Below are 18,718 nucleotides of genomic sequence, written 5' to 3'. Positions count from 1 at the left end.
GTTAAAACTTTATTTTTCCTTGTTCAACCTTTTTAGTTCTAAAATATTTTGCTTTTTCTTCAGCTAGTGTCAAAAGTTCGGCTGAGTTGGGAACTCGATAAATCATTTCAGCGATTTTTTCGGAGTAAAATTCATTTTCAAGCTTCTTGATGTCCAATTTGAAAATCTTAGCAAGTTTTGGAAGTATTTCTTCTGGAACATTACGTTTTTGATTTTCAATTTTAGAAAGTGTTGATTGGTCTAAATCAAGGGAAGCCGCAAGTTTTGTAAGAGTTAAACCGTTCTCAACTCGCAAATTGTGAATGTATTCTCCAAATGTTTCTTTCATTATCTTGAAATTTTTGCCTTGACAAATTTGTCAAAAATAATGATTTGTCAGAGTGTAACCAAAATATTAGCAAAAAATTGTCAACAAGTCTTTGTTTGGGTGGTGGCTGGGCTGTGGATACGGTTGGGTAAAATTAAATATGCTGCAAAAGTGTTGGCTTGTGTGTCGGCTTGCAGTTCTTTTAATTTGCGAAGGGTTCGCATTTCGTTTTTTTCAGTTAATTTGTAGTCGGTTGTGTCGGTCTTTTAGGGTGAGTGCCAACATTCATTTTGTTCCAGAACTGCAAATCTATAAGAGCTATTGTTACGTATCTTTACCAAAAGGAAAAAAATGAAACGCTATCTGAACATCATACCTGCACTGTCGCTCATATTGGTTTTATTTTCCTGTGATGCAATCTCCCAGAAAAAGACAGATGTCAGAAAAGTGAAACTCACAGAGCCCCAGGGTAAAGCCATCGCTGCGTTTGCAGAAGGCTGCTTCTGGTGTTCTGAGCATATTTTTGAGGCTGTGGTGGGAGTAGATTCAGCTATTTCCGGTTATGCGGGAGGGAATGTACCTAACCCAACCTACGATCTGGTCAATACTGAAACCACAGGCCATGCAGAAACTGTTCTGGTGTATTATAACCCTAATGTAATTTCGTTTGCAGAACTTTGCAAGGTATTCTTTGCTTCACACGACCCAACCACTCCAAATCAGCAGGGACCCGACAGAGGTTCATCCTACCGTTCAATTTTGTTTTATACCGGTACCAAAGAAAAGGCTGCCGCACAGCAGGCTGTAAAAGATGCCACCAACTCAGGCAGATTCAAAAAATCAATTGTAACTGAGCTAAAACCACTTACCGAATTCTACCGCGCAGAGGGCTACCATCAGGATTATATCGAACACAATCCGAATCAGGGATATGTGCGGGCGGTTTCTATTCCACGGTTTGAATTGTTTAAGAAGACGTATAAGGGAAAGCTGAAATAAGTAGTTTAAGAAGAAATTCTCTTGGGGCTGAAAGGCGAAAGCAGAAAGCTAAAAGCTAAGAAAATTTGTTCTTCATCGACAAACCCATTTGCTAATTCAATTGACAAATTGACAAATCGTAGGATTGACAAATCGATTCTCTACCTTTGCTGAATGGATTACCAGGTACACCAGTTGCAAAATGGAATACGCGTTCTGCATAAGCCAAGCCCTTCCAATATTTCACATGCCTGTATTATTATCAATGCAGGTTCTCGCGATGAAGATCCTTCCAAAGATGGCCTCGCACATTTCATCGAACATCTGCTTTTTAAACAGACTGAAAAAAGAAATACCAATCAGATCCTTAACCGCCTCGAATTAGTTGGAGGCGATCTGAATGCTTATACCACCAAAGAATATACCTGTATCCATGCTTCTTTTCTGAAACCTCACCTGGAACGATCGCTCGACCTTTTTGAGGATATCGTATTTCATTCCATATTTCCCGAAGAGGAAATGAAGAAGGAAAAGGAGGTCATTCTGGATGAAATATCTTCTTACCAGGATCAGCCTGATGAGGCTATTAATGATGATTTTGAAGATCTGCTATTTGAAGGACATCCGCTGGGCCGTAATATTCTGGGGACCCCATTAACCGTACAAAGTTTTACAAAAAAGGATATTGTCGATTTCCACAAGGCAAACTATCGCACAGATGAAATCGTCATCGGAATCTACGGGGATTATGATTTTAAAACAATCATCCGCCTAAGTGAAAAATTTTTCGCTGGAATCCCAGCCAATCTGCCTGAAAGAAAGCGCGAAAAAACAAATGCATATTCGGCAAAAAACCTGGTTTTCAGTAAACCCATTAACCAGACGCATTGCGTAATTGGTAACCGGTCCTATTCCATGCAGCACAAGCATAAGACAGCATTTCTCCTGCTCAATAACCTGCTGGGGGGCACCGGTATGAGTTCAAGGTTGAACCTCGAAATCCGCGAAAAATATGGCATAGCATACACCATCGAATCAAACTACACCCCGATGAGTGACACCGGGATCTTTTCAATCTATTTTGGTACTGATACCGAAAAAACAGGAAAGGCCCTTAAGCTCGTAGAAAAAGAACTGAGAAAGCTCAGAGAGCAAAAACTGGGTCCTGTACAATTGAGACAAGCAAAAGATAAATTTATCGGACAGATCGCACTCGGTGAAGAAAACAGAATGGGACTGCTAATTTCGATGAGCAAAAGTCTGCTGGATTATGGCAGGGTAGATTCACTGGAAGAAATATTTGCGAAAATAAACACTGTCACCGATTCCCAGGTGCTTGAAATTGCCAATGAGATGTTCGATCCGAAAGAAATGAGCTCTATGATCTTCAATCCGAAAGAATAATTTCTATTCAATCAGCCCTCCAATAAAAATTGCTAATTTTCCTCCGAAAAATTCCATAAACGGAGAGAAATCAATTTTTAAGCAATGAAACGGACCAGATTATTTAATCACATTCACATTGATGGGTATTCTGCGACACCGAAATATCTTCAGTTAACAAATTCGATTAAAGATGCAATCATCGCTGGTAAAATTAAAAAAGATGATCTCCTCCCTTCAATAAATGAATTAAGCTGCATTCTCGAAATTTCAAGAGATACTGCAGAAAAAGGGTATAAGCACCTCAAAAGTCTGGGTATAGTTAATTCTGTTCCGGGAAAAGGATATTATATCAGCAATGTTGATTTCAGGCAAAGGCTTCGTATCTTTCTATTATTCAATAAGTTAAGTTCTCACAAGAAAATTGTTTACGATGCATTTGTAGCTGCAATTGGAGAGCATGTTGCCATCGACTTCTATATCTATAACAATGACTTTGCCCTGTTCAAAAAGCTGCTTGACAATAAAAAGGAAGATTATTCGCATTACGTAATCATTCCGCATTTTATCGAAGGGGGGGAAGAATCATACCGTTTGATCAATGAAATCCCTAAAGATAAACTGGTCCTCCTGGATAAATTGTTACCCGGTGTTGAGGGTGAATATGCAGCAGTTTATGAAAATTTCGAAAAGGATATTTACCAGGCTCTGGAACAAGCCCGGGATCAGCTAAGCAAATACCATACACTAAAGATCATTTTCCCGGATAAAAGCTATTTCCCAAATGAGATAATCAAAGGCTTCAATCGCTTCTGTCAGCAATATGCTTTTTCCCATAAAATTGTGAACGATATCAGCACCGAACCAATTCAGGAAGGCGAAGTGTTCATTAATCTGATGGAAGCAGATCTGGTTACGCTAATTGAACGGATCATCTCATTAAAGCTTAAGGTTGGAAAGCAGGTCGGGGTAATATCCTATAATGAAACCCCCCTTAAAAAGGTCATTCTAAACGGAATTACTACTATTTCAACCGATTTTTCAAAAATGGGCGAACTTGCAGCCCAATTAATTCTGAACAATTCTCATGCTCATGCCGAGGTTCCGTTTCACCTCACCCTCAGACCCTCGCTTTAGAATATTTTAGCCTTATAGAATAATTGTCTTATCTTAATATCGCTATTCGGTTTGCATGACAGTGCATGACAGCTGGGTACTAAATGTTCAATAATTTTATCCTTTAAACCCGATTCATGCAAGCAATTTTAGGTGTCATTTTTCATTTAATTGGCGGAGCCGCATCCGGCAGTTTTTACCTTCCATTTAAGAAAGTCAAAGGCTGGTCCTGGGAAAGTTACTGGATAATCGGCGGCCTTTTTTCATGGCTTATTGTACCTCCACTGGCAGCTTACCTTACTATCCCGGCATTTGCTGAGATTATCAGCAATACTGATAAGTCCATTTTAAAGGTGACTTTCATCATGGGTTTGTTATGGGGAATTGGTGGTCTAACCTACGGACTTGGCGTTCGCTACCTTGGTATGTCCCTCGGAAACTCTGTTGTTCTGGGATTCTGTTCTGCACTGGGTTCATTACTTCCACCGGTATTTTACGATTTATATCCGCAAGCCGGAAAAGTCAGTTTTACCCAAATGCTTAATGATGAAGGTGGACAAATCGTACTTCTTGGTGTATTAGTCTGCCTTTTTGGAATTTTCCTCTGCGGTCGTGCCGGAATGCTGAAAGAACGTGAGTTAAGTGAAGAGACCAAAAAGGAAAGTATTCAGGAATTTAATTTGGTAAAGGGTTTGATTGTAGCGATCATTTCGGGAGTTTTAAGTGCCTGCTTCAATTTCGGGATTGAAGCCGGAAAACCAATGGCTGATGCCGCCAATGCCCTATGGAAGAGCGCCAATCCAACCGAAACTACAGAGTTCCTCTTTCAGAATAATGTTACCTATGTGGTACTTTTATGGGGTGGTTTAGCAACTAACCTCATCTGGTGTATGATCCTGAATACCCGAAATAAAACATTTGGGGACTATGCTAATAAAAAGACCCCGCTGCTTAAAAATTATATTTTTTCGGCAATTGCCGGTACCACCTGGTTTTTACAATTCTTTTTCTACGGTATGGGCGAAAGCAAACTGGGGAACGGAGCAAGTTCCTGGATCCTGCACATGGCCTTCATCATTCTGATTGCAAATATGTGGGGGCTATTGCTAAAAGAATGGACCGCAGTTAGCAAAAAAACATTTTCAACCTTTATTATGGGGATTTTAACCATAATTCTTTCAGTATTACTGGTGGGATATGGCAATTCCATATAAACAAAAATTATAGAACATGGCACAATCAAATTTTAAACACGTCAGTTACCTCTGGGATGATGCTGAAGCTGCTAAACTTGCTGGAGATGAAGTAGGATTACTCATTTACAGATCCAATATTTTGGGTGCAGACCTGCGGTTAACCAATTATGGCGGAGGAAATACATCCTGCAAAGTGATGGCTAAAGATCCGCTGACAGGAATAGAGACTGAGATCATGTGGATCAAGGGATCTGGTGGGGATATCGGAACTTTAAAGAAAAGCGGTCTTGCTGCACTTTATAATGATCGTCTGCGTAATCTGAAGAATATCTACCGTGGACTAGAACATGAAGATGAGATGGTCGAATTGTTTAACCATTGCATTTATGATTTGAATTCAAAGGCTCCATCCATCGATACACCCCTGCATGGCTTTCTTCCTTTCAAACATATTGATCACCTGCATCCGGATGCGGCTATCGCTATTGCGGCTGCCAAAGATGGAAAGAAGATCACCGCAGAACTTTTTGACAATAAAATTGGCTGGGTTGACTGGAGAAAGCCCGGATTTGAACTTGGTTTAGAACTTAAAGCCTGCCTGGATAATAACCCTGGAATTAAGGGAATTATGTTAGGTTCTCATGGCTTGTTCACCTGGGGAGATACTGCATACGAATCTTATGTAAACACCCTTGAGGTAGTTGAAAAATGTGCTGCGTTTATTGAGGAAAGCGTGAGAAAAAATGAAAGTGTATTTGGCGGGAAGAAAATTGATGGTCTTGCAGGGCAGCAAAGAAAGGAACAGGCAGCGAAAATTGCTCCTGTTTTACGCGGACTTTGTTCATCAGAACGCTCCATGATTGGACACTTTACAGATGATCCAAGGGTTTTAGAGTTTATCAATTCCAATGATCTGGATCGCCTTGCCCCAATGGGAACCAGCTGCCCTGATCACTTTTTAAGAACGAAGATAAGTCCCCTGATACTCGATCTTAAGCCTGATGCAGACCTTAGTAATCCTAAAGAACTCATTAAGGGGCTTCAGCCGCTTTTTGAAGCCTACCGAAAAATCTATGCGGAATACTACAATACCTGTAAACATCCAAATTCGCCGGCCATCCGGGATTCGAATCCGGTAATTATTCTATACCCGGGAGTCGGACTATTCTCTTTCTCGAAGGACAAACAAACCGCCCGTGTAGCTGCAGAATTTTATACCAATGCGATCAACGTAATGCGCGGAGCAGAGGCGATCTCTGAATACACCTCACTTCCCAGACAGGAAGCATTTAATATCGAATACTGGCTACTTGAAGAAGCAAAACTTCAACGGATGCCAAAGCCAAAATCATTGAGTGGCAAAATTGCATTGGTAACAGGCAGTGCAGGAGGGATTGGGAAAGCAATCTCAAGAAAATTTGTAGAAGAAGGGGCAGTGGTCATATTGAACGACCTGGATCAGAATCGTCTGGAAAGTGCGGGAGCTCAGTTCCTGAAAGAATTTGGCCGCGACAGCTATGCTACCACACAACTCAATGTTACTGAAGATAGCGATATAAAAAATGCTTTTGCACAGGCTGCTCTGAATTTCGGCGGAATAGATATCGTCGTAAATTGTGCCGGTCTATCCATTTCTAAACCAATTGAAGAACATACCGACAAGGACTGGGATCTGCTTTATGATGTGCTGGTGAAAGGTCAGTTTAAGATCACTCAGGAAGCAGTAAATACAATGAGAAAGCAGGATATGGGCGGTGATATCCTCAATATCGTGAGTAAAAATGCTTTGGTCTCCGGTCCTAATAATGCCGGCTATGGCTCTGCAAAAGCAGCTCAATTACACCTGAGTCGTTTGAATGCTGCAGAACTTGGTCCGGATAAGATTCGGGTTAATGTGGTTAATCCCGATGCGGTGATTGCCGACAGCAAGATCTGGGAGGGAGCATGGGCTGAAGGAAGGGCTAAAGCATACGGAATCACAGTTGCTGAACTCCCTTCATTTTATGCAAAACGTACCCTGTTGAATGAAACCATTTTACCCGAAGATATTGCTAATGCCTGCTACGCTTTTGTGGGAGGTTTGCTAAGCAAATCAACAGGAAATGTCCTGAATGTGGATGGTGGTGTCGCAATGGCTTTTGTGAGATAAGCATTAATAATTAGAAATCATGAAGCTTGACGACCGTATAATTGCCCAACACAATCAACAATCAGCAGAAATTCACACATCAAAATTTGAATTTTTAAAAACACAAATTATTGATAGTGAATCAATTATATCAAAATTAATTGATTTTCAGATCGCCATTCCAAGCTGGGCTTTGGGAAATGGAGGTACCCGTTTCGGAAGATTTGCCGGAGGTGGCGAACCCAGAAATCTGGAAGAAAAGATTGAAGATGTAGGTTTGATGCATAAACTGAACCGATCGGGAAATGCTATTTCACTGCATATTCCATGGGATATTCCTAAAGATTATCAGGCAATCCGGGATCTCGCAAAGGAACATGAATTGCGCTTTGATGCGATGAATTCCAATACTTTTCAGGATCAAAAGGGGCAAGATAAAAGTTATAAATATGGTTCTCTGCAGCATGTAGATCCGGCTGTGCGTAAGCAGGCTATTGATCATAATATTGAGGTGATTAAACATGGTATCGAACTGGGCTCAAAATCATTAACCGTATGGCTGGCTGATGGTTCCTGTTTCCCGGGACAGCTAAATTTCAGAACTGCGTTTCAAAATACGCTGGAGAGTCTAAAAGAAATTTATGCTGCACTGCCATCAGACTGGAAAATGTTTGTCGAATACAAGGCTTATGAGCCTAATTTCTATTCCACTACTGTTGGCGACTGGGGGCAATCGCTTTTATATGCCAGTAAATTAGGGCCAAAAGCTTATACACTTGTCGATTTGGGTCATCACTTACCAAATGCAAACATTGAACAGATCGTTTCCCTGCTCTTAATGGAAGGAAAACTGGGCGGTTTTCATTTTAACGATTCCAAATATGGGGATGATGACCTCACTGCCGGCAGTATCAAGCCTTATCAGCTATTTCTGATCTTCAATGAACTAATCGAGGGTATGGATGATCGTAAAATGAATCATGCCACAGATCTTGGATGGATGATTGATGCTTCGCATAATGTCAAAGATCCGCTTGAAGATCTTTTGCAATCCGTTGAAGCGATCATGATCGCCTATACTCAGGCATTGCTCGTAGATAGTACAGCCCTTAAAGAAGCACAGCTGAAAAACGATGTGGCCCGTGCCCAGGAAATTTTACAGGATAGTTTCCGTACTGATGTGAGGCCATTGGTTGCTGAAGCACGCCTGCGGTCTGGAGGAGCATTAAACCCGATCGGATTATTCCGTCAATTGAATGTTCGTGCAGAACTGATCAGGGAAAGAGGGCTGGAGACTGCTGCGACAGGCCTATAATCTAAATTGAATCAGGAAAAAAATGAGCACATGCAGCTACCGGTAATAGCCGTATTTGATATCGGGAAAACGAACAAAAAACTGCTCCTCTTTGATGAGCAGCTTAGGATCGTTTTTGAACATACTGATCAATTTGCTGAAAGCAAAGATGAAGATGGATTTCCCTGTGATGATCTGGAGAAACTGAACAATTTTGTGTTCGAATCACTCCGTACGGTTCTTTCTAAATCGGAATTTGAGCTCAAAGGACTCAATTTCACTGCTTATGGAGCTAGTTTCGTCTATATTGATGAATCCGGAAAACCACTTAGCCCATTATACAATTACCTGAAGCCTTACCCCGAAACTTTACTGGAGCAATTTTATTCTTCTTATGGAGGTAAGACTGAATTCGCAAAAGAAACCGCATCACCGGTACTTGGAAGCCTGAATTCGGGAATGCAGCTGTATCGCATCAAACAGGAGCGTCCGGACTTGCTGAATAGGATCTGGTACGCCTTGCATTTACCTCAGTATCTGAGTTTCCTGATTAGCGGAAAGCGCTGTTCAGACATTACCAGTATCGGTTGCCATACCAATCTCTGGGATTTCCGCAAAAACAATTACCATCACTGGCTTGAGAATGAGGGCTTGATTGATAAGCTCGCACCAATTTTACCTTCAGATTCGGTAATAAGAACAAATTTTGAAGGGCATAGTTTTGATATGGGTATCGGATTGCACGACAGCTCAGCGGCACTAATTCCATATCTGGTCAATTTTAAAGAACCTTTCCTGCTGATCTCAACCGGTACCTGGTGCATCAGTTTAAACCCTTTTAATGCGAGCCCTTTAAATACTTTTGAACTTGAATCAGATTGTCTTTGTTACCTGCATTATCAGGGTAAACCTGTCAAGGCTTCCCGTCTTTTTGCTGGAAATGAGCATGAACAGGAACTGAACAGAATTTCACACTATTTTTCAGAGTCCAGATTAAGATATGAACAAATGAACTTTGACTCTGCTTTCCTGAGCTATTTAGATCAGGAAGAGGTTTACTCAGGAAATGATCTCGCATCCTATGCATCTGATACAGAAGCTTATCATCGGCTGATGATATATATCATCAAACAGCAAAAAATATCAAGTGCACTGGTCATAAAAGGTTCGGACGTCAAACGAATTTTTGTGGATGGGGGATTCAGTAAAAACTCGATCTACATGAATCTTTTGTCCATTGTTTTTCCCGGGATGGAAGTCTTTGCAGCTTCAATGGCACAGTCGACCGCAATGGGTGCCGCATTGGCAATTCATCATAGTTTTGGAAATAAGACCGTTCCCGCTGACCTGATCGAATTGAAATTTTATTCAGCAAAATAAATCACCATGAACAATATTGTTTCCTTTAAAATGAAACTAAAACCAGGTTTTAAAGAGGAGTATAAACGCCGTCATGACCTGATCTGGCCTGAACTCAGCGCTCTTTTAACAAATTCAGGAATCAGCAATTACTCCATCTTCCTGGATGAAGAAACCAATATACTGTTTGCCGTTCAAACCCTATCCGGTAATAATAACTCACAGGATCTCAAAAAAAATGAAATCGTTAAGAGATGGTGGGCCTATATGGCCGATATCATGGATACAAATGAGGATAAGTCACCGGTAAGTACTCCTTTGGAGATGGTGTTCCACCTGGATTAAGAAATCCTTTCAATCATAAAACCCTTGTTAAACCTGCCCTAAGCACAGAAATTTGCTATATAGGGGAAAGAAGGCTACTTTTGCAACATGAAATTGCCCATCATCGCCTACGGAGATTCCGTTTTACGTAAGAAAGGAACAGAAATCACAAAAGATTATCCTGAATTGAATAATCTTATTGAGAATATGTTCGAGACCATGTACGGCGCTCATGGGGTAGGACTTGCAGCCCCGCAGATTGGCTTGTCAATTCGTCTTTTTGTGGTTGATGCCACCTCTTTTGCTGAAGATGAACCGGCTTTAAAAGATTTTAAGAAAACTTTTATCAATGCTAAAATCATCGAAGAAAGTGGTAATAAATGGTCATTTAATGAAGGTTGCCTTAGTATCCCGGATATCCGTGAAGATATTGACAGACATGAAAGCCTGACCATTTCCTATTATGATGAAAACTGGAAACATTACGAGGAAACATACAAAGGATTGGCTGCCCGTATCATCCAGCATGAATACGATCACATTGAAGGCAAACTCTTTGTCGATAAATTAAGCCCACTTCGCAAAGCCATGCTTAACAACAAACTCAATTCAATATCAAAGGGAATTGTAAAGGTGGAATATAAAATGAAGTTTCCTGCGCTAAAGAAGGGGAGAAGATAGTTTTAGTATTGAGTACAGAGTATTGAGTATTGAGACTAAAGGCGTTTTTTCATTCAAAACCTCATTTCCTGAATGTAACTCCCTCATTGTCATTGCGAGTGCAACGAAGCAATCTCCTCACTATTTATTAGTACTACAGTCATTAGATTGCTTCGTCGTACCTCCTCGCAATGACAAAAGGCAAAATCCTCATCTCCAGCACAATTAGAACTTACAACCTATAACTTATTACTTACAACTTACTGCTCCCTACTCCTATCCCCCTGCATGATCTGCTGAATAAGAGCACCCCAGGCAAATGGGTTAAGCAATGGATTGGCTAAGCGCTGGTTGATATTTTTATTGACGAGTCGGTTATGGTTATTCTGAAAATTGAAACTCTGCATTTCTGCTCCATCACGGGGAAGTGTAGCCATCATAGAAGCCAAACTCTCTTTGGAAAGATTCTTTTTAGCTATTTCGAGATCATCATCGGCAAACTTCATGGTCATGAATTCCTTTTTGAATTCATCTGTACTTGCCCAGGGATAAACCCTTACACCAGGAAGATTAATTGATTCCTGTTGCATTTTCATCAGTACGGTATACTTACTATCCGCCAGACCATTTGGTATAATCAGAGCTTCACGTCTGTAACCAACAGCGGTAAACGCAAGTGTATCACCTTCGTGAGCAACAAAAGAAAAATATCCTTTATAGTTTGCCGAATAGTACTGATCCTTTCCGGTAACATTGGTAATGGTTACATATGGTACCACAGTATTACTATCACGGTTTACAATTATCCCGGAAAACTGTACAATTTTCCTCTCCCTAACCTGAGAAAAGCCGGAGAGACTGCAGAGTAAGCAAATGAGGAATAAGCAGTAACGCATCGTTCAAAGTTAATAAAATCGTACCTCAGTGGTGTTAAATTATGTTAAATCATATAATCTTTACAGAAAGGAACCTGTTATCATTGTAGTCTTTCTGGTAAAACAGCAGCAGGATCATCAATGTCTGTCAGGTTCACTGCTTCAACACCTGCAATTTCAGGAACAGCCCGTTTAATTGCCTGCTCAATACCTGCCTTAAGTGTCATAATACTCATCGGGCAAGAGCCACATGAACCTAAAAGACGTAATCGCACAATATTTTCAGAAGTTATTTCCTCAATTGATACGTTCCCGCCATCTGTTTCCAAATAAGGTCGGATAGTGTCCAATGCAATTTCAACTCTTTTCAACAAATCCATGATCTAGTATTTATATAAAGATACAAAAAAAATAAAAAATGCTATTTCGCAGCATTCAGAATAGCTACTTGCTGAGCTACCCGTTCTGCGATCTGCATAAATACCGGACCCAGAATATTATCTTCTTCCAGAATGACCGGTTTTCCAACATCGCCTGCGTCACTGATACTCTTTACCAAAGGTATTTCTCCCAAAAATGGTGCATCAAACTGCTCCGCAAGTGCCTTTCCACCATTCTTTCCAAATATATAGTACTTGTTCTCCGGTAGTTCAGCAGGCGTGAAATAGGACATGTTTTCAACCACACCGATCAAAGGAATCTTAATAGAATCCATCAGGAACATTCCAACGCCCTTGCGTGCATCAGCAAGTGCCACATTCTGGGGAGTAGTAACAATAACCGCTCCCGTAATCGGGAATCCCTGAGAAACGGTAATATGAATATCACCGGTACCCGGTGGAAGATCAACAACCAGATAATCCAGCTCACCCCAGTCGGCATCATTAAACAACTGCTTTACAGCCGTTGATACCATCGGTCCGCGCCAGGGCACAGGCTGGTTAGGATCAGTAAAGAATCCTATTGACAATAATTTGATGCCATATTTTTCAATAGGTTCAATTCTTGTTTGCCCTGCTGCATTTTGAGATGCCTTCGGACGGGCGTCTTCTACACCAAACATGATCGGAACAGAGGGCCCATAAATATCTGCATCAATAAGTCCTACACTAGCACCTTTTTTTGCAAGACCAAGGGCCAGATTGACTGCTACTGTTGATTTTCCTACACCCCCCTTACCCGAAGCAACGACAATGATATTTTTAATACCGGCCAGGGTTCTGTCTGGCCGGCTGGTTACCCTGGAAGTCATATTAATAGCCAATTCAACATCTTTACTCACAAAATGCCGGATTGCATTCTTACAGGCATTTTCAAGCATGGCTTTCATTGGGCAGGCCGGCGTGGTCAGAACTACAGAGAAGCTAAGCTTATTTCCGTCGATCTTTAAATCTTCGATCATATTCAGACTAACCAGATCTTTTTTAAGATCCGGATCCTCAACATGACGCAATGCATTATATACCTGTTCCTGTGTGATCATTTTTGAATGTAAAGGAGAAAATATTTTTACTAAGTTTATCGCAAATCTACTAAAAGCGGAAGGCTTATTGCTATAGGTTTGAGGATTTTACTTGAACTGACCTGTCAGGCCTGTGATTCAAACTTAAATAGCTTATCTTTCAATTTAGTGGAGAATTCAGCCCATGCAGATATCCAAAAAACAGTATAAAATTATCCGTATTGTATCAATCAGCCTTCTGGGACTGATATTGATAGGAGGCGCCATTGCATACACAAAACGAGAGGCATTACTTAGCACTGCAATCAAAAAGGCGATAAGCAAGGCCGATAAAGAGTACGATCTCGAACTTAAAATAGAAAGTGCAGGTTTCGTCGGCTTAAGCAGCGTCAGTTTTAAGAATATTACGGTAGTTCCCCGCGGCCGGGATAGCCTTGCCCGGATTCTAAACTTCCGGTTAGGTGTAAAGCTATTTCCTTTAATTTTTGGAGATATTAAGCTTTCGGAAATCAAGCTCGATCGGGGGATAGTCAATCTGGTAAAAAAAGATTCGCTAAGTAATTATGATTTCCTTTTCCGGAAGAAAAAAACGGATGAATCAGAAGAAAAAACGGAACTGGATCTGGCCCGACTAGCCAATAGCCTCATCAACCAATTATTATACAAAATACCTGATGATATGGATATCAGGGATTTTGAGATCAAATTCAGGGATGATTCTGGTTCGGTCAGTTTATTCACCCGCAGTGCAACTATTGATGGCGGAGATGTGAATTCAACCATATTAGTCAATGGAAATGAGTCAGTCTGGCATGTGGAAGGAACCGTAGACCCGGGAGACAAACAGCTGGATTTGAGGCTTTTCGCTGATAATAAAAAAGTAGAACTACCTTATCTTGAGAAGAAATTCGGTCTCAAACTGAACTTCGATACGGCAATGACCGAGATGAGAGGAGTAAACCGAAGCGGAAGTCAACTGGAAGTTAACGGTTCCTGGAGGGTTAAAAACCTCCTGGTCAACCATTCAAGGATTGCAGGGAATGATATTATTGTTCCGGATGCCTCTCTTGATGCAGACATGGTGTTTGGGAAGAACTTTGTTGCAATTGACAGTACTTCTACTATCCATCTCAAAAATATTCAGATACATCCCTTCATAAAATATACACTCAGCCCATCAAAAATTTATGAGCTGAAACTTCATACAGAAGAGCTTGATGCACAGGAGTTAATGAATTCCTTTCCTAAAGGTCTCTTCGAATCACTGGAAGGAATTCAGGTCAGCGGAAAACTGCAATACGACCTCGATTTTCATCTTGATTCTCAAAATCCGGACAGTGTAATTTTTAATTCGAGATTAAGAAATGAGGGATTCAAGGTTATCAAATGGGGTAAAACAAATCTTCAAAAGATCAACAGTACTTTCGTCTATACCCCCTATGAGTATGGGAAACCAATGCGTGATATAATTATAGGTCCTGAGAACCCCAATTTTGTGCCGATCGATCAGATCAGTCCCAATTTAAAGAATGCCTTACTCACAGCAGAAGATCCCTCATTTTTTAGTCATAATGGTTTTGTTGAGGCCTCCATCCGAAGTTCCATTATAACCAATTTTAAAGCAAAGGCTTTCAAAAGAGGGGGAAGTACGATTTCAATGCAGCTTGCAAAGAATGTCTACCTGAACCGGCAAAAAACCCTGGCCAGAAAGATTGAAGAAATCCTTATTGTCTGGATTATGGAAAGCGGCAAGCTTTCAACTAAGCAGCGGATGTTTGAAACCTATCTCAACCTGATTGAATGGGGAAGAAATGTCTATGGGATTGGGGAAGCATCCAGGTACTATTTTAATAAGCACCCTTCAGAACTCAGCATTGGTGAGGGTATTTTTCTGGCAAGTATTGTTCCAAGGCCAAAATCAGGACTTTACAGGTTTGAAGGAGATGGTAGCTTAAGATCGGGCCTTTCATCTTATTTCAACTTTATCGGGGGAATAATGGCCAGGCGGGGCATGACAGCGGCGGATAGTACCGGCTATGGATTCTGGAATGTCAGATTAAAGGAAAGTCTGAGAGCGGGAATACCACTCGCAGACTCGCTTATTGTTGATAGTCTGTTGATTGATGATGAAATAGAGGATAAGGAAACATTTCTGCAGGAGATCTTTGGCAGGAAACGCCTGGATACTGTCCATGTAAGAGAACTTAATAAGTTAAAAATATCACCCAAAGACACAAGTGTAATAAATACTCCAAGCCGGAAAGAAAGAAGGGAGCATCGAAAAAATGAGCGGGATTCAAAAAATAAAAATCAATAATAAAACCCTTATATCTAAATTTATACCATGAGGATAGAAATTGATGAGAAGAATTTTGAACTGATGCTGGAATTGGATCAGATCGAAAAGCGAATCCGTTTATTGGGTATCCAGTTAAATGTGGATTTTGAAAACCGGATACCGGTATTTATTGGCGTATTAAATGGGAGCTTCATCTTCCTCGCTGATCTGATGAAAGAGATCAACATTGCTTCTGAGGTTACTTTCGTGAAAGTATCATCTTATAAAGGTGATAAAAGCAAAGGAAAAGTTAAAGAAGAGATGGGCTTGCAAATGTCAGTAAAAGACAGAGATGTGATACTGGTTGAAGATATTGTTGATAGCGGAAAAACCCTTCGTTATCTGCTGGATATGATCTACAAAGAGAAACCGGCTTCCATCAATGTCTGCACCCTGCTGATGAAGCCTAAATCATTAAAAACAAAATTTGATGAGATTAGTTATGTAGGTTTTGAAATACCCGATGACTTTGTGGTTGGATTCGGGCTTGACTACAATGGATTGGGAAGAAACCTCAATGATATTTACAGAGCAGTATCAAGCACAGAAATTAAATAAGTGCCTGATCTTCGTTAAATCTAAAATCGTAATTTCGCTGCGAAATGAGCTATAAAAAAATGACCATACACAAAGAAGGCTATACATCAATAGCACTTTGTATTCTATTTATATTCGTCTTAAATGCTATTGTTAATTTTCTTCTTCCCGAAACCGTATGGTTCCGCTGGATCATTTACATCCTTTCTTTTGCCTTGTTTATTATTATTATTCAGTTCTTCAGAAACCCATATATTGAGGTTTTAAAGAATGATAGTCATGTAATTTGCCCAGCAGATGGCAAGGTGGTGGTTATTGAGGAAACGGAAGAATCCGAATATTTAAAAGACAGAAGAATCCAGGTATCTGTATTTATGTCGCCAATAAATGTTCATGTTAACAGAAATCCAATTTCGGGAATCGTAAAATACTTCAAATACCATCCTGGTAAATTTCTGGTAGCATGGCATCCTAAATCATCTACAGAGAATGAACGTACAACGGTAGTTATTGAAAACAATCAGGGAGTATCCGTTTTGTTTCGTCAAATAGCTGGAGCACTGGCAAGAAGAATTGTTTGCTATTCTAAAGAAGGACAATCGGCAGAACAGGGAGAGGAATTCGGCTTTATAAAATTTGGCTCAAGGGTTGACGTTTTCTTACCTTTGGGAACAGAAATAAAAGTGGGATTAGGAGAAGTTGTAAAAGGTGGAATCACTGTTCTGGCTCATTTAAAGAAATAAATTAACCAATATAAACATGAAAATTTATCAGGATTTTTAGCGATCGCATTCCTTGCAGGAACATTATCTCTAAGCGCTCAGGACCAGCCAAAACAAAACACAAAACCGGCAGATAAAAAAGAAAGTAAAATGTGTGGTAAGGATTGTAAAATGAGCTGTTGCAAATCTAAAACAGAAGAAAAAGATACCAAAGCACCTGCAAAAAAGAATTAATTTCAATAAAAATAGATAACCGGTCTTATTCAGACCGGTTTTTTTTTCCCTTAATTTTATAAAATAACCCGGGTTCGATATAAAATCTTGCTGGGTAATGAATAATTTTCTCTTGTTTTAAAAAGCAAGTTCCGTTCTTCTTCGGTCTTGCCTGTCAAGTGTTCTGCCTTTTTTTGCAGAAGATTTAAAAGATATCATGAAAATCAAGCTGCAAAATGCTACAGCTACCACCCAGGTTTATTAAAAATGGAATATGGTCCTTTTGCCGGGCTACATTTTCCTATGAAATACAGCTCCAGGTAAAATAAACCTTGCCGGAGGAGGTAGCTTCCGGCTAATTGGTAATTTTAAGGATATAACGTAATTTTATGCCGGAACTAACCGTAGGAAAGGGCTGAAATATCCTATATTACACAGGCATTGCTTTCCAAAATCAAATTATCTGGGCTCCAGAGCATTCTCAAAGAAATAATAAGCGCATTGATTTTACCTACCTTCTATCGAACTCAGGTTAAATTAAACTATATCCACTCCACCAGTAGGTTTTTCACCGACATATTCGTGGAAAACGGTCTGTGATGGGAATGCAAAATCAGCTCCATTCTCTCCTACAATTGCCATGATCTTATAGTTTAGATCCTGACGAATACGCATATATTCATTGTAATCAACGATTTCAATGAAATAAAGTACCTGTATATTCAAAGAGGAATCGCCAAACGAATCAAAAGTGACCAAGGTATCATCACTGGTTGCCGGATGATCATTTACAACTTTTTGCACCTCTTCCGAAATCTTTCTCATTACTTCAGCAGAGGTATCGTATCTGAGTCCGATATTGAATTTCATTCGCCGGAGATTCCGAAGACTTAAGTTTTCCAATGGACTGTCGACCATTTTCTTATTGGGAATAATGACCAGAGTCTTGTCCAGAGTACGAATCACCGTACTTCTGAATCCAACTTTCTCAACTGTGCCCTCAAACTTATCGATCCTAACCAGATCGCCAACCAGAAAAGGCTTGTCGGCAAAGATGGTAAATGATCCAAGAAGATTCTGAAGGCTATCCTGAGCAGCCAGAGCTACTGCAATACCTCCAATACCGAGACCGGCTATGATTGTTGCTACATTGAGGTTGAATACAGAACCCAGTACCACAAAAAAAGCAAAGATGACGGTTACAATCTTCGAAAGTTCCTTAACAAAAGGAACCATCTGATCATCCGATTTGGATAAGGTTAATGAGGCCTTATACTTAAATACGTGAGCAACAAAATCAATAATTCTTAACAGGATCCAGAAGGCTGAAATAATAAAAAGTAGTAAAAACAGCTTATCAACCACCTGTACCACTTTTAACTCATAAAGAGTAGGGACATTATTAATGAGATTTGTCCGCCTGAATATTACCTGATTTAATGGATAATCTAACTGATTGACAGACAGATATATAAAAACAAGAATAATGAGAAACTCGACAGGCTTTAAGAGCATTTCAATAAATACCTTAGGCTCTGTATCAGGCTCAATCCTCTTGAATAACATGAACATCATTCTGTTCAATAATCTTGAGAAAACCCGTTTAAATAATAATCCCAAAAGCAGGATAGCAGAAAAATACAGATAGTTTCTGAGGCTGTTTCCAAAAAATATTTGTTCAAGAAACTCGGTATTCATAGTGTATAAATTAACAAATGAGAGAATGAGCAAATTGATATCTCGTTCCATTTAAAAATAATAGAATAAAGCGGGATATAATTAATATTCTCCTTTTTTATAGCATTTAAAAAGGCTTACAAACAAAA

17 protein-coding genes are annotated in these 18,718 nt (G+C 40.0%); 12 read left to right on the top strand and 5 right to left on the bottom strand.

Translation table 11 applies throughout. From position 1 onward, the window contains the following. Nucleotide 1 precedes the first annotated feature (1 nt). Nucleotides 2-328, bottom strand: coding sequence for a helix-turn-helix domain-containing protein (locus Q8M41_RS09035; protein WP_305364933.1), 327 nt, complete (start codon nucleotides 326-328; stop codon nucleotides 2-4). 330 nt (nucleotides 329-658) lie between these two features. Between Q8M41_RS09035 and msrA the strand changes: the two genes are divergently transcribed. The 9 genes from msrA to def all read left to right on the top strand — a co-directional run bounded on the left by msrA (nucleotide 659) and on the right by def (nucleotide 10,766). Beyond that, a complete protein-coding gene (gene msrA / locus Q8M41_RS09030) occupies nucleotides 659-1,306 on the top strand; it encodes a peptide-methionine (S)-S-oxide reductase MsrA (RefSeq protein WP_305364932.1) in 648 nt (215 codons plus the stop codon). Nucleotides 1,307-1,459: 153 nt separating this feature from the next. Further along, entirely contained in the window at nucleotides 1,460-2,689 is a 1,230-nt protein-coding gene (locus tag Q8M41_RS09025; protein WP_305364931.1) for a pitrilysin family protein, read from the top strand. A gap of 84 nt (nucleotides 2,690-2,773) precedes the next feature. Beyond that, the gene (locus tag Q8M41_RS09020; protein WP_305364930.1) at nucleotides 2,774-3,805 is read left to right on the top strand and encodes a GntR family transcriptional regulator; all 1,032 of its coding nucleotides are present in this window, start codon (nucleotides 2,774-2,776) and stop codon (nucleotides 3,803-3,805) included. Nucleotides 3,806-3,921: 116 nt separating this feature from the next. Then, a complete protein-coding gene (gene rhaT, locus Q8M41_RS09015) occupies nucleotides 3,922-4,998 on the top strand; it encodes an L-rhamnose/proton symporter RhaT (protein WP_305364929.1) in 1,077 nt (358 codons plus the stop codon). Between the two features lie 16 nt (nucleotides 4,999-5,014). Beyond that, the gene (locus Q8M41_RS09010; RefSeq protein ID WP_305364928.1) at nucleotides 5,015-7,129 is read left to right on the top strand and encodes a bifunctional aldolase/short-chain dehydrogenase; all 2,115 of its coding nucleotides are present in this window, start codon (nucleotides 5,015-5,017) and stop codon (nucleotides 7,127-7,129) included. Between the two features lie 19 nt (nucleotides 7,130-7,148). Beyond that, the gene (locus Q8M41_RS09005) at nucleotides 7,149-8,423 is read left to right on the top strand and encodes a TIM barrel protein (protein ID WP_305364927.1); all 1,275 of its coding nucleotides are present in this window, start codon (nucleotides 7,149-7,151) and stop codon (nucleotides 8,421-8,423) included. Nucleotides 8,424-8,453: 30 nt separating this feature from the next. Further along, nucleotides 8,454-9,782 carry an FGGY-family carbohydrate kinase gene (locus Q8M41_RS09000; RefSeq protein ID WP_305364926.1) on the top strand — a complete coding sequence of 443 codons (1,329 nt, stop codon included), beginning with the start codon at nucleotides 8,454-8,456 and terminating at the stop codon, nucleotides 9,780-9,782. A 6-nt stretch (nucleotides 9,783-9,788) separates the two neighbouring features. Further along, nucleotides 9,789-10,106, top strand: a complete 318-nt coding sequence (gene rhaM, locus Q8M41_RS08995; protein WP_305364925.1) for an L-rhamnose mutarotase — start codon at nucleotides 9,789-9,791, stop codon at nucleotides 10,104-10,106. A gap of 87 nt (nucleotides 10,107-10,193) precedes the next feature. Then, nucleotides 10,194-10,766 carry a peptide deformylase gene (def, locus tag Q8M41_RS08990; RefSeq protein WP_305364924.1) on the top strand — a complete coding sequence of 191 codons (573 nt, stop codon included), beginning with the start codon at nucleotides 10,194-10,196 and terminating at the stop codon, nucleotides 10,764-10,766. 239 nt (nucleotides 10,767-11,005) lie between these two features. Here the strand turns inward: def and Q8M41_RS08985 are convergent, their stop codons facing one another. From Q8M41_RS08985 to Q8M41_RS08975, 3 genes are all read right to left on the bottom strand, one after another. Beyond that, nucleotides 11,006-11,641 carry a hypothetical protein gene (locus Q8M41_RS08985; RefSeq protein WP_305364923.1) on the bottom strand — a complete coding sequence of 212 codons (636 nt, stop codon included), beginning with the start codon at nucleotides 11,639-11,641 and terminating at the stop codon, nucleotides 11,006-11,008. Nucleotides 11,642-11,721: 80 nt separating this feature from the next. After that, complete coding sequence (locus Q8M41_RS08980) at nucleotides 11,722-12,000, bottom strand: NifU family protein (RefSeq protein WP_305364922.1); 279 nt, start codon at nucleotides 11,998-12,000, stop codon at nucleotides 11,722-11,724. 41 nt (nucleotides 12,001-12,041) lie between these two features. Continuing rightward, the gene (locus Q8M41_RS08975) at nucleotides 12,042-13,103 is read right to left on the bottom strand and encodes an Mrp/NBP35 family ATP-binding protein (RefSeq protein ID WP_305364921.1); all 1,062 of its coding nucleotides are present in this window, start codon (nucleotides 13,101-13,103) and stop codon (nucleotides 12,042-12,044) included. A gap of 163 nt (nucleotides 13,104-13,266) precedes the next feature. Here Q8M41_RS08975 and Q8M41_RS08970 point away from each other — a divergent pair, with 163 nt between their 5' ends. The 3 genes from Q8M41_RS08970 to Q8M41_RS08960 are packed head-to-tail and all read left to right on the top strand — an operon-like array spanning nucleotide 13,267 to nucleotide 16,700. Then, on the top strand, nucleotides 13,267-15,399 hold the full coding sequence (locus tag Q8M41_RS08970) for a transglycosylase domain-containing protein (RefSeq protein WP_305364920.1): 2,133 nt from the start codon (nucleotides 13,267-13,269) through the stop codon (nucleotides 15,397-15,399). 27 nt (nucleotides 15,400-15,426) lie between these two features. Next, nucleotides 15,427-15,978, top strand: coding sequence for a hypoxanthine phosphoribosyltransferase (gene hpt / locus Q8M41_RS08965; protein ID WP_305364919.1), 552 nt, complete (start codon nucleotides 15,427-15,429; stop codon nucleotides 15,976-15,978). A 59-nt stretch (nucleotides 15,979-16,037) separates the two neighbouring features. Next, entirely contained in the window at nucleotides 16,038-16,700 is a 663-nt protein-coding gene (locus Q8M41_RS08960) for a phosphatidylserine decarboxylase family protein (protein WP_305365018.1), read from the top strand. A 729-nt stretch (nucleotides 16,701-17,429) separates the two neighbouring features. Here Q8M41_RS08960 and Q8M41_RS08955 read toward each other — a convergent pair. Then, complete coding sequence (locus Q8M41_RS08955) at nucleotides 17,430-18,590, bottom strand: mechanosensitive ion channel family protein (RefSeq protein ID WP_305364918.1); 1,161 nt, start codon at nucleotides 18,588-18,590, stop codon at nucleotides 17,430-17,432. Between the last annotated feature and the right edge of the window lie 128 nt (nucleotides 18,591-18,718).

It is taken from the genome of Daejeonella sp. (assembly GCF_030684675.1).
GTDB lineage: Bacteria > Bacteroidota > Bacteroidia > Sphingobacteriales > Sphingobacteriaceae > Daejeonella.
The sequence above is the reverse complement of the archived record's forward strand: the minus strand, read 5'-3'. Positions and strand labels throughout refer to the sequence as shown.

Bases quoted from the DNA above. Each gene is read 5' to 3' on its own strand.
- Q8M41_RS08985 (WP_305364923.1), bottom strand. From the start codon at position 11,641: ATGCGTTACTGCTTATTCCTCATTTGCTTACTCTGCAGTCTCTCCGGC.
- Q8M41_RS08960 (WP_305365018.1), top strand. From the start codon at position 16,038: ATGACCATACACAAAGAAGGCTATACATCAATAGCACTTTGTATTCTA.
- Q8M41_RS08975 (WP_305364921.1), bottom strand. From the start codon at position 13,103: ATGATCACACAGGAACAGGTATATAATGCATTGCGTCATGTTGAGGAT.
- rhaM (WP_305364925.1), top strand. From the start codon at position 9,789: ATGAACAATATTGTTTCCTTTAAAATGAAACTAAAACCAGGTTTTAAA.
- Q8M41_RS08980 (WP_305364922.1), bottom strand. From the start codon at position 12,000: ATGGATTTGTTGAAAAGAGTTGAAATTGCATTGGACACTATCCGACCT.
- hpt (WP_305364919.1), top strand. From the start codon at position 15,427: ATGAGGATAGAAATTGATGAGAAGAATTTTGAACTGATGCTGGAATTG.
- def (WP_305364924.1), top strand. From the start codon at position 10,194: ATGAAATTGCCCATCATCGCCTACGGAGATTCCGTTTTACGTAAGAAA.
- Q8M41_RS09010 (WP_305364928.1), top strand. From the start codon at position 5,015: ATGGCACAATCAAATTTTAAACACGTCAGTTACCTCTGGGATGATGCT.
- Q8M41_RS08955 (WP_305364918.1), bottom strand. From the start codon at position 18,590: ATGAATACCGAGTTTCTTGAACAAATATTTTTTGGAAACAGCCTCAGA.
- msrA (WP_305364932.1), top strand. From the start codon at position 659: ATGAAACGCTATCTGAACATCATACCTGCACTGTCGCTCATATTGGTT.
- Q8M41_RS09000 (WP_305364926.1), top strand. From the start codon at position 8,454: ATGCAGCTACCGGTAATAGCCGTATTTGATATCGGGAAAACGAACAAA.
- Q8M41_RS09005 (WP_305364927.1), top strand. From the start codon at position 7,149: ATGAAGCTTGACGACCGTATAATTGCCCAACACAATCAACAATCAGCA.
- Q8M41_RS09020 (WP_305364930.1), top strand. From the start codon at position 2,774: ATGAAACGGACCAGATTATTTAATCACATTCACATTGATGGGTATTCT.
- Q8M41_RS09025 (WP_305364931.1), top strand. From the start codon at position 1,460: ATGGATTACCAGGTACACCAGTTGCAAAATGGAATACGCGTTCTGCAT.
- Q8M41_RS09035 (WP_305364933.1), bottom strand. From the start codon at position 328: ATGAAAGAAACATTTGGAGAATACATTCACAATTTGCGAGTTGAGAAC.
- Q8M41_RS08970 (WP_305364920.1), top strand. From the start codon at position 13,267: ATGCAGATATCCAAAAAACAGTATAAAATTATCCGTATTGTATCAATC.
- rhaT (WP_305364929.1), top strand. From the start codon at position 3,922: ATGCAAGCAATTTTAGGTGTCATTTTTCATTTAATTGGCGGAGCCGCA.